17 protein-coding genes are annotated in these 16,277 nt (G+C 59.6%); 13 read left to right on the top strand and 4 right to left on the bottom strand.

Features of this window, described 5'->3' with window-relative positions:
- Window positions 1-97 precede the first annotated feature (97 nt).
- The 7 genes from FHT77_RS16005 (at window position 98) to FHT77_RS15975 (ending at window position 8,210) form a co-directional block, all read left to right on the top strand.
- Window positions 98-1,408 (top strand): ABC transporter substrate-binding protein, encoded by a 1,311-nt coding sequence (locus tag FHT77_RS16005; protein WP_183755932.1) that lies wholly within the window; start codon window positions 98-100, stop codon window positions 1,406-1,408.
- 137 nt (window positions 1,409-1,545) lie between these two features.
- A complete protein-coding gene (locus FHT77_RS16000; protein ID WP_016556940.1) occupies window positions 1,546-2,418 on the top strand; it encodes a carbohydrate ABC transporter permease in 873 nt (290 codons plus the stop codon).
- Window position 2,419: 1 nt separating this feature from the next.
- Complete coding sequence (locus FHT77_RS15995; RefSeq protein ID WP_016556941.1) at window positions 2,420-3,250, top strand: carbohydrate ABC transporter permease; 831 nt, start codon at window positions 2,420-2,422, stop codon at window positions 3,248-3,250.
- An 18-nt stretch (window positions 3,251-3,268) separates the two neighbouring features.
- Window positions 3,269-4,267: an ABC transporter ATP-binding protein gene (locus FHT77_RS15990; RefSeq protein ID WP_183755931.1), complete on the top strand. Its 999-nt coding sequence runs from the start codon at window positions 3,269-3,271 to the stop codon at window positions 4,265-4,267.
- Window positions 4,268-4,372: 105 nt separating this feature from the next.
- Window positions 4,373-5,854 carry a mannitol dehydrogenase family protein gene (locus tag FHT77_RS15985; RefSeq protein ID WP_183755930.1) on the top strand — a complete coding sequence of 494 codons (1,482 nt, stop codon included), beginning with the start codon at window positions 4,373-4,375 and terminating at the stop codon, window positions 5,852-5,854.
- A gap of 83 nt (window positions 5,855-5,937) precedes the next feature.
- The gene (locus FHT77_RS15980) at window positions 5,938-6,627 is read left to right on the top strand and encodes an HAD family hydrolase (RefSeq protein ID WP_183755929.1); all 690 of its coding nucleotides are present in this window, start codon (window positions 5,938-5,940) and stop codon (window positions 6,625-6,627) included.
- Complete coding sequence (locus FHT77_RS15975; protein WP_183755928.1) at window positions 6,627-8,210, top strand: FGGY-family carbohydrate kinase; 1,584 nt, start codon at window positions 6,627-6,629, stop codon at window positions 8,208-8,210. The genes FHT77_RS15980 and FHT77_RS15975 overlap by 1 nt, the downstream gene beginning before the upstream one ends.
- Before the next feature lie 49 nt (window positions 8,211-8,259).
- On the opposite strand, the gene FHT77_RS15970 is transcribed toward FHT77_RS15975, so the two are convergent.
- Complete coding sequence (locus FHT77_RS15970; protein WP_183755927.1) at window positions 8,260-9,114, bottom strand: MurR/RpiR family transcriptional regulator; 855 nt, start codon at window positions 9,112-9,114, stop codon at window positions 8,260-8,262.
- A gap of 227 nt (window positions 9,115-9,341) precedes the next feature.
- On the opposite strand from FHT77_RS15970, the gene FHT77_RS15965 reads away from it, so the two are divergent.
- Window positions 9,342-10,055 (top strand): sulfate transporter family protein, encoded by a 714-nt coding sequence (locus FHT77_RS15965; RefSeq protein WP_183755926.1) that lies wholly within the window; start codon window positions 9,342-9,344, stop codon window positions 10,053-10,055.
- A gap of 1 nt (window position 10,056) precedes the next feature.
- On the opposite strand, the gene FHT77_RS15960 is transcribed toward FHT77_RS15965, so the two are convergent.
- Window positions 10,057-10,482 (bottom strand): VOC family protein, encoded by a 426-nt coding sequence (locus FHT77_RS15960; protein WP_183755925.1) that lies wholly within the window; start codon window positions 10,480-10,482, stop codon window positions 10,057-10,059.
- 83 nt (window positions 10,483-10,565) lie between these two features.
- Between FHT77_RS15960 and FHT77_RS15955 the strand changes: the two genes are divergently transcribed.
- Entirely contained in the window at window positions 10,566-11,144 is a 579-nt protein-coding gene (locus FHT77_RS15955; RefSeq protein WP_183755924.1) for a TetR/AcrR family transcriptional regulator, read from the top strand.
- On the opposite strand, the gene nth is transcribed toward FHT77_RS15955, so the two are convergent.
- On the bottom strand, window positions 11,109-11,891 hold the full coding sequence (nth, locus tag FHT77_RS15950; protein WP_183755923.1) for an endonuclease III: 783 nt from the start codon (window positions 11,889-11,891) through the stop codon (window positions 11,109-11,111). The genes FHT77_RS15955 and nth overlap by 36 nt on opposite strands.
- Before the next feature lie 22 nt (window positions 11,892-11,913).
- On the opposite strand from nth, the gene FHT77_RS15945 reads away from it, so the two are divergent.
- From FHT77_RS15945 to FHT77_RS15935, 3 genes are all read left to right on the top strand, one after another.
- On the top strand, window positions 11,914-12,411 hold the full coding sequence (locus FHT77_RS15945; protein ID WP_016556951.1) for a DUF2244 domain-containing protein: 498 nt from the start codon (window positions 11,914-11,916) through the stop codon (window positions 12,409-12,411).
- A 69-nt stretch (window positions 12,412-12,480) separates the two neighbouring features.
- Window positions 12,481-13,353: a methylated-DNA--[protein]-cysteine S-methyltransferase gene (locus FHT77_RS15940; protein ID WP_183755922.1), complete on the top strand. Its 873-nt coding sequence runs from the start codon at window positions 12,481-12,483 to the stop codon at window positions 13,351-13,353.
- 113 nt (window positions 13,354-13,466) lie between these two features.
- Window positions 13,467-13,946: a hypothetical protein gene (locus FHT77_RS15935; protein ID WP_183755921.1), complete on the top strand. Its 480-nt coding sequence runs from the start codon at window positions 13,467-13,469 to the stop codon at window positions 13,944-13,946.
- Window positions 13,947-13,965: 19 nt separating this feature from the next.
- On the opposite strand, the gene FHT77_RS15930 is transcribed toward FHT77_RS15935, so the two are convergent.
- Window positions 13,966-14,949: a sugar-binding transcriptional regulator gene (locus tag FHT77_RS15930; protein ID WP_183755920.1), complete on the bottom strand. Its 984-nt coding sequence runs from the start codon at window positions 14,947-14,949 to the stop codon at window positions 13,966-13,968.
- 325 nt (window positions 14,950-15,274) lie between these two features.
- Here FHT77_RS15930 and tal point away from each other — a divergent pair, with 325 nt between their 5' ends.
- A complete protein-coding gene (gene tal, locus FHT77_RS15925; protein WP_016556954.1) occupies window positions 15,275-16,240 on the top strand; it encodes a transaldolase in 966 nt (321 codons plus the stop codon).
- Window positions 16,241-16,277: the final 37 nt, after the last annotated feature.

Below are 16,277 nucleotides of genomic sequence, written 5' to 3'. Positions count from 1 at the left end.
CATGCAGCAACGAATGGTGATTGACATTTTCTTCCCTTGAGCGAGTAATTGCCCATGAGCAAAGCGAATGCTCGCACTCATCTTCTGGGAGGAAGATATGACATTGAGAACTCTCCTGCTGGGCGCCTGCTCAGCACTGGCGTTTGCCGGCATGGCTTCGGCCGAGACGCTGACAATCGCGACCGTCAACAACGGCGACATGATCCGGATGCAAAAGCTGACGGACGACTTCAAGAAAAAGAACCCCGATATTGATCTCGAGTGGGTAACCCTCGAAGAGAACGTCCTGCGCCAGAAGGTTACGACCGACATCGCGACCAAGGGCGGTCAGTACGACGTTCTGACGATCGGCACCTACGAAGTTCCGATCTGGGCAAAGCAGGGATGGCTGCTGCCGCTCGATAATCTCGGCAAGGATTACGATGCCGACGACCTGCTGCCGGCTATCCGCAGTGGTCTGACCGCCGACGGCAAGCTCTATGCAGCACCGTTCTACGGCGAAAGCTCGATGGTCATGTACCGCAAGGACCTGTTCGACGCCGCCGGCCTGAAGATGCCTGACGCGCCGACCTGGGACTTCATCGCGGATGCCGCGAAGAAGATCACCAACAAGGACAAGGAAATCTACGGCATTTGCTTGCGCGGCAAGGCCGGGTGGGGCGAAAACATGGCCTTCCTGACGGCCATGTCGAACTCCTTCGGGGCTCGCTGGTTCGATGAACAGTGGAAGCCGCAGTTCGATCAGCCGGAGTGGAAGGACACGCTGAACTTCTACGTCAACTTGATGAAGGAAGCTGGCCCTCCAGGCGCGTCCTCGAACGGCTTCAACGAGAACCTTGCGCTCTTCCAGACCGGCAAGTGCGGCATGTGGATCGACGCGACCGTTGCTGCCTCCTTCGTCAGCAACCCGAAGGAATCGACCGTCGCCGACAAGGTCGGCTTCGCTTTGGCTCCGGACAAGGGCCTCGGCAAGCGCGGCAACTGGCTCTGGGCCTGGAACCTCGCCATCCCGGCAGGCTCGCAGAAGGTCGAAGCAGCTGAAAAGTTCGTCGCCTGGGCAACCAGCAAGGACTACACCAACCTGGTCGCCGAGAAGGAAGGCTGGTTGAATGCACCTCCGGGGACGCGCTCCTCGCTGTACGCGAATGCAGACTATCAGAAGGCTGCGCCTTTCGCGAAGATGACGCTCGACAGCATCAATGCAGCTGACCCGACAAAGCCGACCGTCAAGCCGGTGCCCTATGTCGGTGTCCAGTTCGTCGCTATCCCTGAATTCCAGGGGATCGGCACCGCCGTCGGCCAGCAGTTCTCGGCAGCTCTTGCCGGCCAGGTCTCGGTCGATCAGGCACTGCAGAGCGCCCAGCAGTTGACGACCCGCGAAATGACCAAGGCTGGTTACATCAAATAACTAACCTCCTGAGAAGGCGGGGAAGTTGACATCCCCGCCCGTCTGGGTCGCCGAATTGCCCAAACTGCGTCGGCGACCCCCTTTTTTCTCAGCTGCCCTGCAGCCGGCTACCCATTTGAACAGGATCGGTCATCGCCATGGCAACGTTACATACCCGCTCCGCAGCGCGAATGATGATCGCACCGTCTGTTGTGCTCCTCTTCCTGTGGATGATCGTCCCCCTTGTGATGACGATCTACTTCTCGACGCTGAACTACAATCTGCTCAGCCCGGGGATGGAAACCTTCGTCGGCTTCCTCAATTACAAATACTTCCTCACTGATCCGGCCTTTTTCTCCGCGCTCATCAATACCCTGCTGCTAGTGCTCGGCGTGCTCCTGATCACCGTCGTGGGCGGCATCGCGTTCGCGCTGCTTCTAAATCAGGATATCTACGGGCAGGGCATCGTTCGCATCCTGGTGATCGCTCCCTTCTTCGTCATGCCGACAGTTGCCGCGCTGGTGTGGAAGAACATGTTCATGAACCCGGTCAACGGGCTCTTCGCGCATCTCGCCAAGGCGCTTGGAATGCAGCCCTATGACTGGCTTGCCAATGCACCACTCTTTTCGATCATTCTAATCGTCGCCTGGCAATGGCTGCCGTTTGCCACGCTTATCATGCTGACCGCCCTGCAATCGCTGGACGAAGAGCAGCAGGAAGCCGCTGAAATGGATGGCGCCGGCGTCGTTTCGAAATTCATCTACATCATCCTGCCGCACATGGCCCGCGCCATCACTGTTGTGATCCTGATCCAGACGATCTTCCTTCTTTCGGTGTTCGCCGAAATCCTGGTCACCACCAACGGCGGCCCCGGCACGCAGAGCACGAACCTCACCTATCTCGTCTATGTGCAGGCGCTCCTGCAGTTCGATATCGGCGGCGCTTCTGCGGGCGGTATCGTGGCGGTCATCCTCGCCAACATTGTTGCGATCTTCCTCGTGCGCCTCGTCGGCAAGAATCTGGAGGCTTGAGATGGCTAGAAAAGTCACAACCCAGCGCAAGGTCGTCATGACCGCCATCGCCTGGACGCTCGGCATCCTGATATTCTTCCCGATCCTCTGGACGTTCCTGACGAGCTTCAAGACGGAAGCGGATGCCATCGCCTCGCCGCCGCAGTTCCTGTTCTTCCACTGGACGACGGAGAGCTATTCGGAAGTACAGAGCCGCTCCAACTATCTCAGCCACTTCATGAATTCGGTGATCATCTCCTTTGGCTCGACGCTGATCGGCCTGATCATCGCCATTCCGGCGGCCTGGGCGATGGCGTTCTCGCCGACGAAGCGGACCAAGGACGTCCTGATGTGGATGCTGTCGACGAAGATGATGCCGCCGGTCGGCGCCCTCATCCCGATCTATCTGATGTTCCGCAATTCCGGACTCCTCGATAGTCGCACCGGCCTTGTCATCATCCTCACACTGATCAATCTGCCGATCATCGTCTGGATGCTTTACACCTACTTCAAGGAAATTCCCGGCGAGATCCTCGAAGCTGCGCGCATGGACGGCGCCTCGCTTGCCAAGGAGATCATCTACGTGCTGACGCCGATGGCAGTGCCCGGCATCGCCTCGACACTGCTCCTGAACATCATCCTGGCCTGGAACGAAGCCTTCTGGACGTTGAACCTCAGTGCCTCGAAAGCGGCGCCGCTGACAGCGTTTATTGCCTCCTATTCCAGCCCCGAAGGCTTGTTCTATGCCAAGCTTTCGGCAGCTTCGACCATGGCGATCGCCCCGATCCTGATCCTCGGCTGGTTCTCGCAAAAACAACTCGTCCGCGGCCTGACCTTCGGCGCGGTGAAATAAGATATCAGGGAGAGAAACATGGGCAGCATTACCCTTCAGAGAGTCTCGAAGGTCTTCGGTGAAGCCAAGGTCATCCCGTCGATCGACCTCGACATCAAGGACGGTGAGTTCGTCGTCTTCGTCGGCCCCTCGGGCTGCGGCAAGTCCACGCTTCTCCGCCTCATTGCAGGTCTTGAAGACGTGTCGGACGGCAAGATAGTCATCGACGGCAAGGATGCAACCGAGAAAGCTCCGTCGGAGCGCGGGCTGGCAATGGTGTTCCAATCCTATGCGCTTTATCCGCATATGAGCGTGCGCAACAACATCGCGTTTCCGCTGAAGATGGCCAACGTCGACAAGGCGGAAATTGACCGAAAGGTCGCTGATGCCGCACGGGTCTTGAATCTGACGGACTATCTCGAACGCAAGCCGCGCCAGCTCTCGGGCGGTCAGCGCCAGCGCGTCGCGATCGGTCGTGCGATCGTGCGCCAGCCGTCGGCCTTCCTCTTTGACGAGCCGCTGTCGAACCTCGATGCGGCGTTGCGCGTCAACATGCGCCTTGAGATCAGCGAACTGCATCAGCAGCTCAAGACGACCATGATCTACGTGACTCACGACCAGGTCGAGGCCATGACCATGGCCGACAAGATCGTGGTGCTGAACCGCGGCAACATCGAACAGGTCGGTTCGCCACTGGAGCTCTATCACAAGCCGCGAAACCTCTTCGTCGCGGGCTTCATCGGCTCGCCGAAGATGAACATCGTCAAAGGCCAGTATGCCGCGCAGCTTGGCGCGAACACGATCGGCGTGCGGCCCGAGCATGTGCTGCTGTCGATGGAGAGTGGCGACTGGAAGGGCAAGGTCATGGTTGCCGAGCATCTCGGCGCCGACACCTTCCTGCATGTCGATGTCGAGGGTATCGGCCACGTCACAGCGCGCGGCGGTGGCGATTTCCCGGCCAAGGCTGGGGACATCGTTTATCTGACGCCCGACAAGACGCGGATCCACAAATTCAACGAAGGTGGCCTCACCATCTGAGAGTATTGGTGCCGGGTTGGGGAAGAGAGTGCGCGCCGGACAAATGCCCGGCATGCCGATATCGGGATCGTAGCCGATCCCGAAGACCTTCAAGAGGACTGAAACATGACGTGCAAACTATCGCTGGCAACGCTTTCCGAGGCGGCAAAGACGGCCGCCGTACCGACCTATGAGCGGGCGTCGCTGAAAGCGGGCATCGTGCACTTCGGCGTGGGCAACTTCCACCGCGCTCACCAGGCGATCTACCTCGACGACCTTTTCAATCAGGGCCAGGATCACGATTGGGCGATCATCGGCGCGGGTATTCTTCCTTCCGACGCGGCAATGCGCGAAAAGCTCGCCGCCCAGGACTTCCTGACGACCGTGGTCGAGCAGGACAACAACAAGACGGCCGCGCGCGTTACCGCTCCAATGATCGACATTCTGCCTGTTGGCGATGCCAAGACGATCATCGCCAAGCTCGCCGATCCAACCATCCGGATCGTTTCGATGACGATCACCGAAGGCGGCTATTTCATCGACGCGTCCGGCAAGTTCAATCCGGGTCATCCGGCAATCGCTGCGGACGGCCAGAACCCTTCCGAGCCGAAGACCGTCTTCGGTCTTGTTGTCGCGGGCCTCAAGGCGCGCAAGGAAAAGGGCATCGTGCCTTTCACCGTCATGTCCTGCGACAACATTCCGCATAACGGCGTCGTTACGTCGAATGCCGTCGTTGGTACAGCACGCCTGTCAGATCATGCCTTTGCCGACTGGATCAAGGCGAACGTCGCATTCCCGAATGCCATGGTGGACCGCATCACGCCGGCGACAGGCCAGCGTGAAATCGATTTGTTGAAGGATGTCTTCAGCATCGAGGATAACTGGCCGGTCTATTGCGAAGAGTTCAAGCAGTGGGTGCTGGAAGACAAGTTCACCGCCGGACGACCGGCGCTGGAGAAGGTCGGTGTGACCTTTGTTCCCGATGTGACGCCCTATGAACATATGAAGATCCGCATCCTCAATGGCGGCCACGCAGCGATTGCCTATCCGGCAGCGCTGATGGACATCCACTTCGTCCACGACTCGATGGAGGATCCGCTGATCCGGGCATTCCTGGCCAAGCTCGAGAAGGACGAGATTATCCCGATCGTTCCGCCGGTCCCGAATACCTCACTGACCGACTATTTTGCGCTGATCGAGCATCGCCTTCTCAATCCGAAGATCGCCGACACCATCCCGCGCCTGGCGCAGGATGGATCAAACCGGCAGCCAAAGTTCATTTTGCCGTCCACGCTCGACAACCTCAACCAGGGCCGGGATGTCGTCGGGCTGGCGCTCGTGTCGGCGCTGTGGTGCCGCTATTTCGCGGGCAAGACCGACAGCGGCAAGGACATCGTCTTCAACGACGCCAGCGCCGATCGCCTGCATGCGGCCGCACTGAAAGCCAAGAGCGATCCAATGGCCTTCCTCGCCTTCGACGACATCTTCGGCGAGGTGTCGAAATCAGAACTGTTCCGCAAGCGTTTTGCCCATGCGCTGAAAACGCTGTGGGAAAAAGGCACGCGCGAAACCCTGCAGCTTTATCTCGACAACAAGCTTGCTGTGTAAGGTCTAGTGGCGGCATTCTTGCCGCCGCGTCCGCCAAGTCCGGCGGCTGGAACTTTCCTGCACCAATTGCGAATGGGTCTGCCATGGCAGAGGTTGAAACACGGCTGGTCATCTTCGATTGCGACGGCGTTCTCGTCGATAGCGAACCGATATCGGTCAGCGTTCTTGTCAAGGCGATGAACGATCTCAACATCCCGATCACCGAGGAAGAGGTCTACGGCCGCTTCCTCGGACGCAGTCTGGCGACGGTGATCGAGACGATGAAAACCGAATACAACGTCCACCCGGGGCAGGAATTCCTCGAGCAGATCCGCACAGACCTCTACGCCCGCTTTCGCAAGGAGCTGAAACCGATGGACGGGATCGCCGAGACGATCGACACCCTCGGTATTCCGTGCTGCGTCGCCTCTTCCAGCCAGGTCGAGCGCATCCGTCTGTCGCTGACGGTCACCGGTTTGATCGATCGGTTGCCGAATATCTTCAGTGCTACGATGGTCAAGAACGGCAAACCGGCCCCGGACCTGTTCCTGCATGCGGCGCGTGAAATGAATGTCGATCCGGCAGGTTGCGTCGTGGTCGAAGACAGCCCCGCCGGGATCGAGGCGGCCAAGGCCGCAGGCATGAGGGTGTTTGCCTTCACCGGTGGTTCACACGCTAATTTTTCCGGCTATCGCGCTGAACTTGACCGGCTTTCGCCCGAAGCCGTGTTTGACGCGATGCCGGAATTGATACACCTTGTCCGCAAACATAAGCAGGACGGGATGCACCTTTAATGCCTCAGCATGTGGTTGCGGTCGATATCGGCACGGGCAGTGCGCGCGCCGGCGTCTTCGACGCTCGCGGCGCGCTGCTTGGCAAGGCCGAACACCCGATCATCATGAACCGACCGCGTGAAAACCACGCCGAGCACGATTCCGAAGACATCTGGTCGGCAGTCTGCATTGCTGTGCGCAAGGCAATGGAGCAATCGGGGGCTGCGCCGGCATCGGTCGGCGCTATTGGCTTCGACGCCACCTGCTCGCTCGTCGTGCGCGATGTCGAGGGCAATCAGATCAGTGTTTCGACCGGAGGCGAACGGCGTTTCGACACCATCGTCTGGCTCGACCACCGGGCACTGAGGGAGGCCGATTTCTGCACGGCGACGCAGCATCCGGTGCTGGAGCACTCAGGCCATTTCATGTCCCCGGAAATGGAAATGCCGAAGCTGATGTGGCTGAAGAAGAAGCTGCCCGGCACTTGGATGAACACCGGCTATCTCTTCGATCTGGCGGATTTCATGACCTGGAAGGCGACAGGTGCTTTGGCCCGCTCGCGTTGCACGTTGACAGCCAAATGGAACTACCTGGCGCATCTCAACAAAGGTTGGCAGAAGGACTTTCTCGAGCAGATCGGGCTCGACGACCTGCTGGAACGCGGACGGCTGCCGGAGGAAACGGTGGCGGTTGGCAAGACTGTCGGGACCCTGACGCAGGAGGCCGCCTCGGCGCTGGGATTGACGACGGCGTGCCACGTTTCCTCGGGCATGATCGATGCCTATGCCGGAGCACTCGGCACACTCGGCGGCGAGGCGCGCGATGCCCGCGGGCTAGAGCGCCAGCTGGCCCTGATCGCTGGCACGTCGAGTTGCATCGTCTCGTTCTCGCGCGAGCGCAAGCCAAGCCACGGCATGTGGGGCCCGTACTACGAAGCAGTCTTTCCAGAAACGTGGCTGGTCGAAGCAGGGCAATCGGCGACGGGCGCGCTGCTCGACCATATCGTACGGATGCACGCGGCCGGCGGCGAGCCGAGCGCGGCATTGCACCAGAAGATCGTCCTTAGGATCGCGCAGCTCCGCGCCGACGAGGGGGACGAATTCGGTGCGCGGATCTTCGTCCTGCCGGATTTTCACGGCAACCGCTCGCCGCTCGCTGACCCGCATGCCGTCGGCGCGGTAAGCGGCCTGACCTTGGACACCTCCTTCGATGGGCTCTGCGCGCTGTATTGGCGTACCGCAGTGGGGATAGCGCTCGGGATACGCCACATCCTGGAGCGGATGAAAGAGTACGGCTATGTGCCGGACACCCTGCATGTCGCCGGCGGCCATGTGAAAAATTCGGTGCTGATGGAGCTCTATTCGGATGCCACTGGTTGCAAGGTCGTGGTGCCTAAGATGAACGAGGCGGTGCTCCTTGGCACGGCGATGGCGGCTTCCGTGGCGTGTGGCCTCTATGCTGACCTCGCAGAAGCGGGAGCGGCGATGTATCCCGGCGGCGAAGAGCGGCTGCCGGATGCAGCAAGGCAGGCGCTTTACGACCGCGATTATCGCAGGTTACTTGCCATGTATCGTCACCGCGCCGAACTGGAGGCGATGGAGTAGGGCCAATCGGTTGCCTCGGTCTGACCGGACAACCTGTCGGAGGCCCGATCTAGCGGTTTCCGCTTTCGCCCAGCATGCTGCCAAATTCCACCATGCGGCGGGTGCGGGCGCTCGCTTCGTCGCCTGCGGCAGCAATGACGGTTTCCGACAAGCAGTCGAGCAAGGCCATCAATGGCGGCAGGTTATCGGCGTCCTCGGAGCGGGCGGGCGGAAGGGCCAGCACGAGATTGGCCTGATCTGGTATCCAGTTGGCGCCTTGTGCGGTAATCAGAATGACCTTGTATCCGTAGCGCCGTGCCGTGCGGGCGAGCAGGCGGGCCTTGCCGAAACGGCGGCTATCAATCACCACGAGCAGGGCATCATTGCCATCGAGCCGTGCGAAGAGCTCGGCGAAGCGGCTGCCCGTACCATCAAGCGCATGCACGCCATCGCGTGCATAAGTCAATCGCTGGGCGAAGTGGGATGCGAAACCGGACAGGCGCGCATGCGAAGCGATAAAGACCTCATGAGCGGCTGAGATCATCGAAACGGCTTCGGTCCACTGCGGCTGGCCGGTCAGGTGGTAGATGTGGTGCAATGCCTGGATCTGTTCGGAGACGAGTACGGCGAGCGGCTTTCCGGCGGTAGCATCGGTTTGCAGCTCAGTGAGAGATGCCTGCATCTGCGTTGGCGAGATGGCCGTTGTCTCACGGATGTGGACCTTGACGCTGTCGAGTCCCTGATAGCCGAGCGCGCGCAAAAAGCGGCCCACTGTCATTGGGCTGAGATCCAGGCGATCGGCAACCGAAGCGGCTGTTTCGAACGGCAGATCGTTCAGGTGTTCGGAGAAGTACTTCGCGATTCGTCGCTCGGCCGGGGTGCCGGACTTGGCATATTGGCGGAGCTTTTGAACAAAATCTTCCACGTCAGCCGTCCAGATCTTCCGAAGCAATTCCCGGATAGGCAGGGCAACCCCCGTCGCTTGCAACTATTCCGAAAGCTGCGTCTCAGGATAAAGCAATCTTAGATGATAAATTACTATATATTAACATAGGTTTCCCGACAAGTTTTGGGGCGATCGACCGGATTTATTTCAGCCTTGCCGTTCAAACTTCAGACTCCTACATGGTTATTGCAACCGGAGACCCCAGGATGATCTTAGAGGCCGCTCGACTATCCCTTGTCAATCTTTTTGCAGCGGAGACACGTTCAGTCTTTTGGAAGGTCCTGGGTTTGACTCTTTTGGTGCTCGTAGGGCTTTGGCTAGCATTGCGAAGTGCTTTTATGTCATTCGTTTTCCCGTGGGTTGCGAGCTTCTTTCCGGCCATGCCAGATTGGGCCGGGTGGCTGGGCTTCGTGTTTGCGATCGCAGCCGGGATTGGACTGGCGCTCGGGTTGGCCCTGTTGCTATCCCCGGTAACGGCGCTGATTGCCGGGCTGTTTCTCGACGACGTAGCCGAGGTTATCGAAAAGCGGGACTATCCCTCGGACCCGGCCGGCACCGCGATGCCGCTCGGTCCGGCGCTCGCAAGTTCCATCAAGTTTCTCGGCATTGTCATCGTCGGCAATGTCGTCGCGCTTTTTCTGCTGTTTGTGCCGGGCGTCAACCTGATTGCCTTCTTTCTCGTCAATGGTTACCTGCTCGGCCGCGAATTCTTCGAGTTTGCGGCGATGCGGTTCCGCTCACCGCAGGAGGCGCGGTCGTTCCGGGCGAAGCATGCGGCGACGGTGTTTCTCGCGGGGCTCGTCATTGCGGCGTTCCTTGCCATCCCGATCGTCAATCTGCTGACGCCGCTGTTCGCTGCCGGACTAATGGTGCACCTGCATAAGCTGATCTCCCGCGAGGATGCGGGCTTTCGCGGCTAAGTCAGGTTGGTAGGGCTGAGGCGTCGTACATTGCAGCGTATTCGGCACTCGGCGGTATCGGCTTGATGATGTCGATCAGAACCCCGTTCGGGTCGGCCGTGATGAAGTGTCTCTGTCCGAAATCCTCGTCGCAGATCGGCTTCAGGATCGGCAACTTCGCCTCTCCGCAGGCCGCATAGATAGCGTCGACATCGTCTACTTCGAAATTGAGAAGCAGTCCGGAGACCTTGCCGCGTGCGATCTCCGGGATCGTCTCATGGCTGCCGTCGAGGATTGCGAGGATGACGTGCTCGTCGTCCATCGACTGCAGGTGAATGTACCAATCGCTTTCGAAAAGCGCCTTGAAGCGGAAATGGCCGATGTAGAAGCGAGCTGTCTCGTGGACCCGGTCAGTCATGATTACGGGATAGTAGCTGGTCGATTTCATCTCTTTTCCCTCTGCTCGTTTTTTCATACAATCTGCATGTTTTGTAATTAACATACGTACAGATTGTATGTAAAGAGAATCCTATGAGCAGAAGCAATCGCGAGCGCACTGAACAGACGAAACAGGCTTTGCTCGATGCCGCGCGCCGCTTGTTCGTGGAGAAAGGTTATGGCGATACGGCGACGCCAGATATCGTCGCCGCCGCGGGGGTGACGCGCGGCGCGCTCTATCATCACTTCGAGGACAAGAAGGCACTGTTTCGCGCGGTGGTCGAACGGGAAGCCGCAGCGGTTGCTGAGGCGATCGAAGCGCGCACCTCGGGCGATCTGACGCCCCGTCAGGCATTGCTCGAGGGCGGCTCTGCATATTTCGATGCATTGGCGCAAGAGGGGCGAACGAAACTGCTCCTGCTGGAGGCACCCGCCGTCCTTGGCCTTCGCGATGCAGGCGTCATCGACGAGGAGAACGCTGAAGCCACGCTCCAACGGGGCCTCGAAGCATATCTTCCAGGCGGAGGCCCCGTGCTGCAGCCGATCGCGCGGCTTCTTTCGGCCGCCTTCGACCGCGCCGCGATCGCAATCGCAGCCGGTGAGGAACGCAGCGAGTATGAGCAGGCGATTGCCGCCTTACTCGACGGCCTCTCCTATAACCTGTCGCGGTAACTCGACCAACGCCGCCGGCACATCGCACGTCTTCTCGGGCGACTTGCAGATGTCGGCAATCACGCAACGTTCGCATTCCGGCTTGCGCGCCTTGCAGGTATAGCGGCCGTGCAAGATCAGCCAGTGGTGGGCATGATAGAGGTAGTGCTTCGGCACCACCTTCATCAGGCGTTCCTCTACCTCGTCAGGCGTCTTGCCCGGTGCCAGCTTGATGCGGTTGGCGATCCGAAAGATGTGGGTGTCCACCGCCATCGTTGCCTGACCGAAGGCCATGGAGAGTACGACATTGGCGGTCTTGCGACCGACGCCAGGTAGTGTCACCAGTTCGTCGCGCGTTTGCGGTACGACGCCGCCGAATGTGTTGACCAGCATCTGCGAGAGAGCGATGACGTTCTTCGCCTTGTTGCGATAGAGCCCGATCGTCTTGATGTAATCGCGTACTCGTTCCTCCCCGAGCGCCAGCATCTTTTCAGGCGTGTCGGCGATCTTGAAAAGTGCGCGCGTCGCCTTGTTGACGCCCGCATCTGTCGCCTGGGCGGAGAGGGCCACGGCAACGACCAGCGTGAACGGGTTGGTGTGCTCCAGTTCACCCTTCGGCTCCGGCCGCTGGATGGAGAAGCGGCGGAAAATCTCCTCGCGCTCAGCCTCGGAATAGGCCGAACGGACCGTGGCCGGCTTCTTGCTGCGAATGATCACTTTTGAGTTCTGCGGCGATGTGGCTGATGATTTGAGTTTCGGAGTTGGCATGTAAAATCTATACTTGCCAGCCATGATGGAAAGCAACGCCGATAGGGCCAACGAACAACCTGTTTTTGCTGCCGAGCTTTTTCCGTACCGGTCGCTCGGTCGCAAAGGCTTCAAGGTGTTGCTGCTTTTGACCGGCGCCGTGTGCTTGATGTACGGCATGTTCTTCGTCGCGACTGGCGCTTGGCCGATCGGCTTCTTTTTTGGGCTGGATTTCCTGCTGCTCTACGGCGCGTTCTGGCTGAACTACCGTGCCGGCCGTGCGCGGGAGGAAGTGACCGTGTCGCGGAGCGATATCTCCGTGCGCAAGTTCGCGCCCTCCGGGCGGATGGTCGAACATCATTTCAATCCCTTCTGGACGCGCTTCTTCGTTCGCCGGCATCAGGAAATCGGCATCCTTTCCATGCATATAACAGGCGAGGGAAAGGGCACGGATATCGGTTCTTTCCTGAACCCTGACGACCGCGAGAGCTTTGCCAAGGCCTTCAAAGGCGCGCTTGCCACCGTCAAGCAACGGATTTGATCGACGCGCAAGAAACGGGTGGTTTGCGGGCGGCCACTTGACTATCTCCTTGGTGTAAGGAGAAAGATCATGAACATGGTAGCCAAGCTGAACACCGATATCACCCCTGACGGTTCCGACTACGAGACGGTACGCCGGGTGATCGAACTCATCACCGAGGACTACCGCGATCAGCCGTCCCTCGAAACGATGGCGGCGCGGCTCAACCAATCGCCGACGCAGCTGCAAAAGACGTTTACCCGCTGGGCCGGTCTGTCTCCAAAGGCTTTCCTGCAGGCGGTCACGCTCGACCATGCGAAGCGGCTGCTCCGCGAGGAAGCAATGCCTCTGCTGGAGACCTCTATCGAAGTCGGGCTTTCCGGCCCAAGCCGCCTGCATGATCTTTTCGTTACGCATGAGGCGATGTCGCCCGGAGAATGGAAGGCGAAAGGTGGCGGGTTGACGATCCGCTATGGCTTCCATGCGTCGCCATTCGGCGTTGCGCTTGTGATGGCAACCGACCGTGGCCTCGCGGGACTTGCTTTCAGCGATCTCGGAGACGAGGCGGCCTGCTTTGAGGACATGACGTGCCGTTGGCCGAACGCTAGTTATGTCGAGGATTCAGAGGCAACGGCGCCTTACGCAGAGCGAATATTCGAGCCGGGCCGCTGGACCTGTGATCAGCCGTTGCGAGTCGTCCTGATCGGCACCGATTTCCAGGTGCAGGTTTGGGAAAGCTTGCTGAAGATCCCCTTCGGCAGAGCCGTGACCTACAGTGATATCGCTAATGACATCGGCCGGCCGAAGGCAATGCGCGCCGTCGGCGCAGCGGTTGGCGCCAACCCGATTTCCTTCGTGGTTCCCTGCCATCGCGCACTCGGCAAGAGCGGGGCTTTGACGGGGTATCACTGGGGCCTCACGCGCAAGCGGGCGATGCTGGGCTGGGAGGCGGCGCACGCGTGACCGCAGTCACGCGTCCATCTACGCTGTGGATACGTTACCTCCCTTGAGAGTCCGGCCATCAAAAACTCAGGAATCACCGGTTTGATTCCGTGGCTGGGACTCGAGGAGGCGAAATGAACCCTGGAGAAAAGCCATGCAAGATCGCGGGCATTGCCGTTGGCCTGCTCGCGCTGTCGCTCGTTCCAGCCTGGGCGGGCTGCAAGTCGGCGATGAGTAGTCCGCAATGGCCGGAGGTCGCGCGAGCGATATCGACCGCGCAGCTATGCGAGCAGCTTCCCGTGGGGCCCAATCGAACCAGCGGCTTCAAGGTTGTGTCCGCAGATGTCTGTTCGACGGGAGCCAATCTCGCATCCGTGAAGGCAACGGCGCTTTTGACCTGCGAGACCGGTGACAATGCGCTCTTTCAGATGGCACCGGTGGAGGGCAAGGTCGTCGCCACGGTCTCGCTCGATGTGGGAGCGTGCAAGATCACTGACACCCACGTAGAGATCGATGGTGAGATCGGAAGCCTCCTGTCGGAGCTACCGGACACCCAGGATTTTGCGCGGAACTGGGCGCAATCGCAATTGTCGCGTCTCTGCCAGTTGCAATAACGGCCTGCTCTGGAAGCTGCTAAGATGCTTCCGCCAGGGCCAACAGCGCCTTGGCGGCGCTCTCGTCCGTGATGAGGGTATTGCAGCCGATGCGTTTGATCGTCGCCCGGATAGCCACGGCGCGATGCGCACCGCCCGATGACAGCACGATGTGCTTGGCCTTCTTCAAAGTATCGAGGTCCACGGACATGACGCGGCTGTTGATCGAGTGATCGATCGTGTTGCCGCTCTGGTCGAGGAAATTGAACATCGTGTCGCAGACGCAGCCGGCGTCGATGAGTTGCTGCAGCTCCGCTTTGGAGATCCAGCCTTCCGACAGAGAGGTGGAATGCGGGCCGATATCGCCGCAGCTGACGATCGCGAGATCAAGCGTTTCGGCCAGACGATAGATCGTATCGAGCCCGCATTTCTCGATGAGGTTCCGCTTGGTCTCCGTCGAATCCACCAGCAGCGGGGCGAGGAACATGTAGCACTCGGCACCGAGCTGGCTCGCCAGCCGCCAGGTGTAGTCGATGGGGTTCGTCTGGTGGACGGCGACGACGCCGCCGAGCAGCGAGACGACCTTGCAATTGTCACGGCGGGGCGGCCGGAAGCTGGAAAGGGAAGCGGTCATGGTGCGCCCCCAGCCGACGCCGATCGTGTAATTGTCAGGAATGGCTTCGGAGAGGAACTGGCCGAGCGCCAAGCCGACGCTCTTTGCCATTGAATTGGCGTCAGGGCTTGCCGGCGCCGGCACAACAATCGCCTCATCGAGACCATAGGTACGTTCGAGCTTGACGGACAATTCGACGCAGTCGCCGATCGAGTCGTTGATCCAGATCTGAACTTCGCTGCGCTTCATCGCCTCGTCGAGCAGGCGGATCACCGTCGTGCGGCTGATGCCGAGTTGTTCGGCGACATCCTTCTGGGTCAGGCCCTGGTTGTAATAGAGCCAGGCCGCACGCAGCCTGAGAGAGGAGGCCTCGGAATAGGCCGTGTGCGTGCCGCGTTTGAGCTTGACCACATCTCCTCCGGAGCGAAATGCGCCCTAGATCTACCATTAAGCCAGGACAGGTTCGGTGTTGCGCCTGATAATGACGGGTGTGACACTTATGTCAATTGAAATGCACAAATGTCCTTGACATATCTAGGTCGTAGTAGCGATAGTCGCCGCGAAGAAGTCGCCCTTATGCGTCCGAGGAGGTAAGGTGCAACTGTCCCTCACGTTGCAGTTCGTTTGAGCAAGACGAGCGCAGCCCGATGTGCAGCATACTGACCGCTTGTTCGTAGATTATTTTGCCGGTCGAATAGGCGCCGGCTCGCAGCTCAAGTCAAAAGGACCAGTGACCATGACATCCAAGCTTGACCAACTCCGCGAAATGACCACCGTCGTTGCCGATTCCGGTGACATCGAAGCTGTTGCCCGTCTGAAGCCGGTTGATTGCACGACGAACCCAAGCATCGTCCTCAAAGCACTGGGCACGCCGATGTTTGCAGACACGGTCAAGGAAGCCGTTGCCTGGGGCAAGAAGCAGGGCGGCAATCCAGAGGCCGTTTCCGCAGCCGTTGCCGATCGTCTCGCGATCTCCGTCGGTGCTGCGCTCGTCAAACTCGTTCCGGGTCGCGTCTCGACTGAAGTCGATGCGGACCTTTCCTTCGATACCGAAGCATCGCTTGCCAAGGCACGTTCGATCATCGCTGCCTACAAGGAACGCGGTATCGAGCGTGACCGCATCCTCATCAAGTTGGCTTCGACTTGGGAAGGCATTCGTGCGGCCGAGATCCTGCAGAAGGAAGGCATCGACTGCAACTTGACGCTTCTGTTCTCGAAGGCCCAGGCGATCGCCTGCGCCGACGCCAAGGTGTTCCTGATCTCGCCGTTCGTCGGCCGTATCCTCGACTGGTACAAGAAGTCGACCGGCAAGGAGTTCACGCCCGAGGAAGATCCGGGCGTCATTTCCGTTCGCGACATCTACAACTACTACAAGGCCAACGACATCAAGACGATCGTCATGGGCGCGTCGTTCCGCAGCGCCGGCGAAATCGAAGCCTTGGCCGGTTGCGATCGCTTGACGATTGCGCCGAACCTCCTCGACGAACTCTCCAAGGACCAGGGTAAGCTCGAGCGTAAGCTGTCGCCTGACGTGACGAAGCCTGCTCCCAAGATCACCGTCGACGAAAAGACCTTCCGCTGGATGATGAACGAAGACGCGATGGCGACCGAAAAGCTTGCTGAAGGCATCCGTGCCTTCGCCAAAGACCTCGGTACGCTGCGTGGTAATGTTCAGAAGGAACTGCAGCTCGCAGCCGCTTAAGGTTATCGGGCGAACTAAACTGAAAGGGCGGCGCCGA

The sequence above is a fragment of the Rhizobium sp. BK181 genome, assembly GCF_014193305.1.
GTDB lineage: Bacteria > Pseudomonadota > Alphaproteobacteria > Rhizobiales > Rhizobiaceae > Rhizobium.
This window is presented reverse-complemented; position numbering and strand designations above follow the sequence as displayed.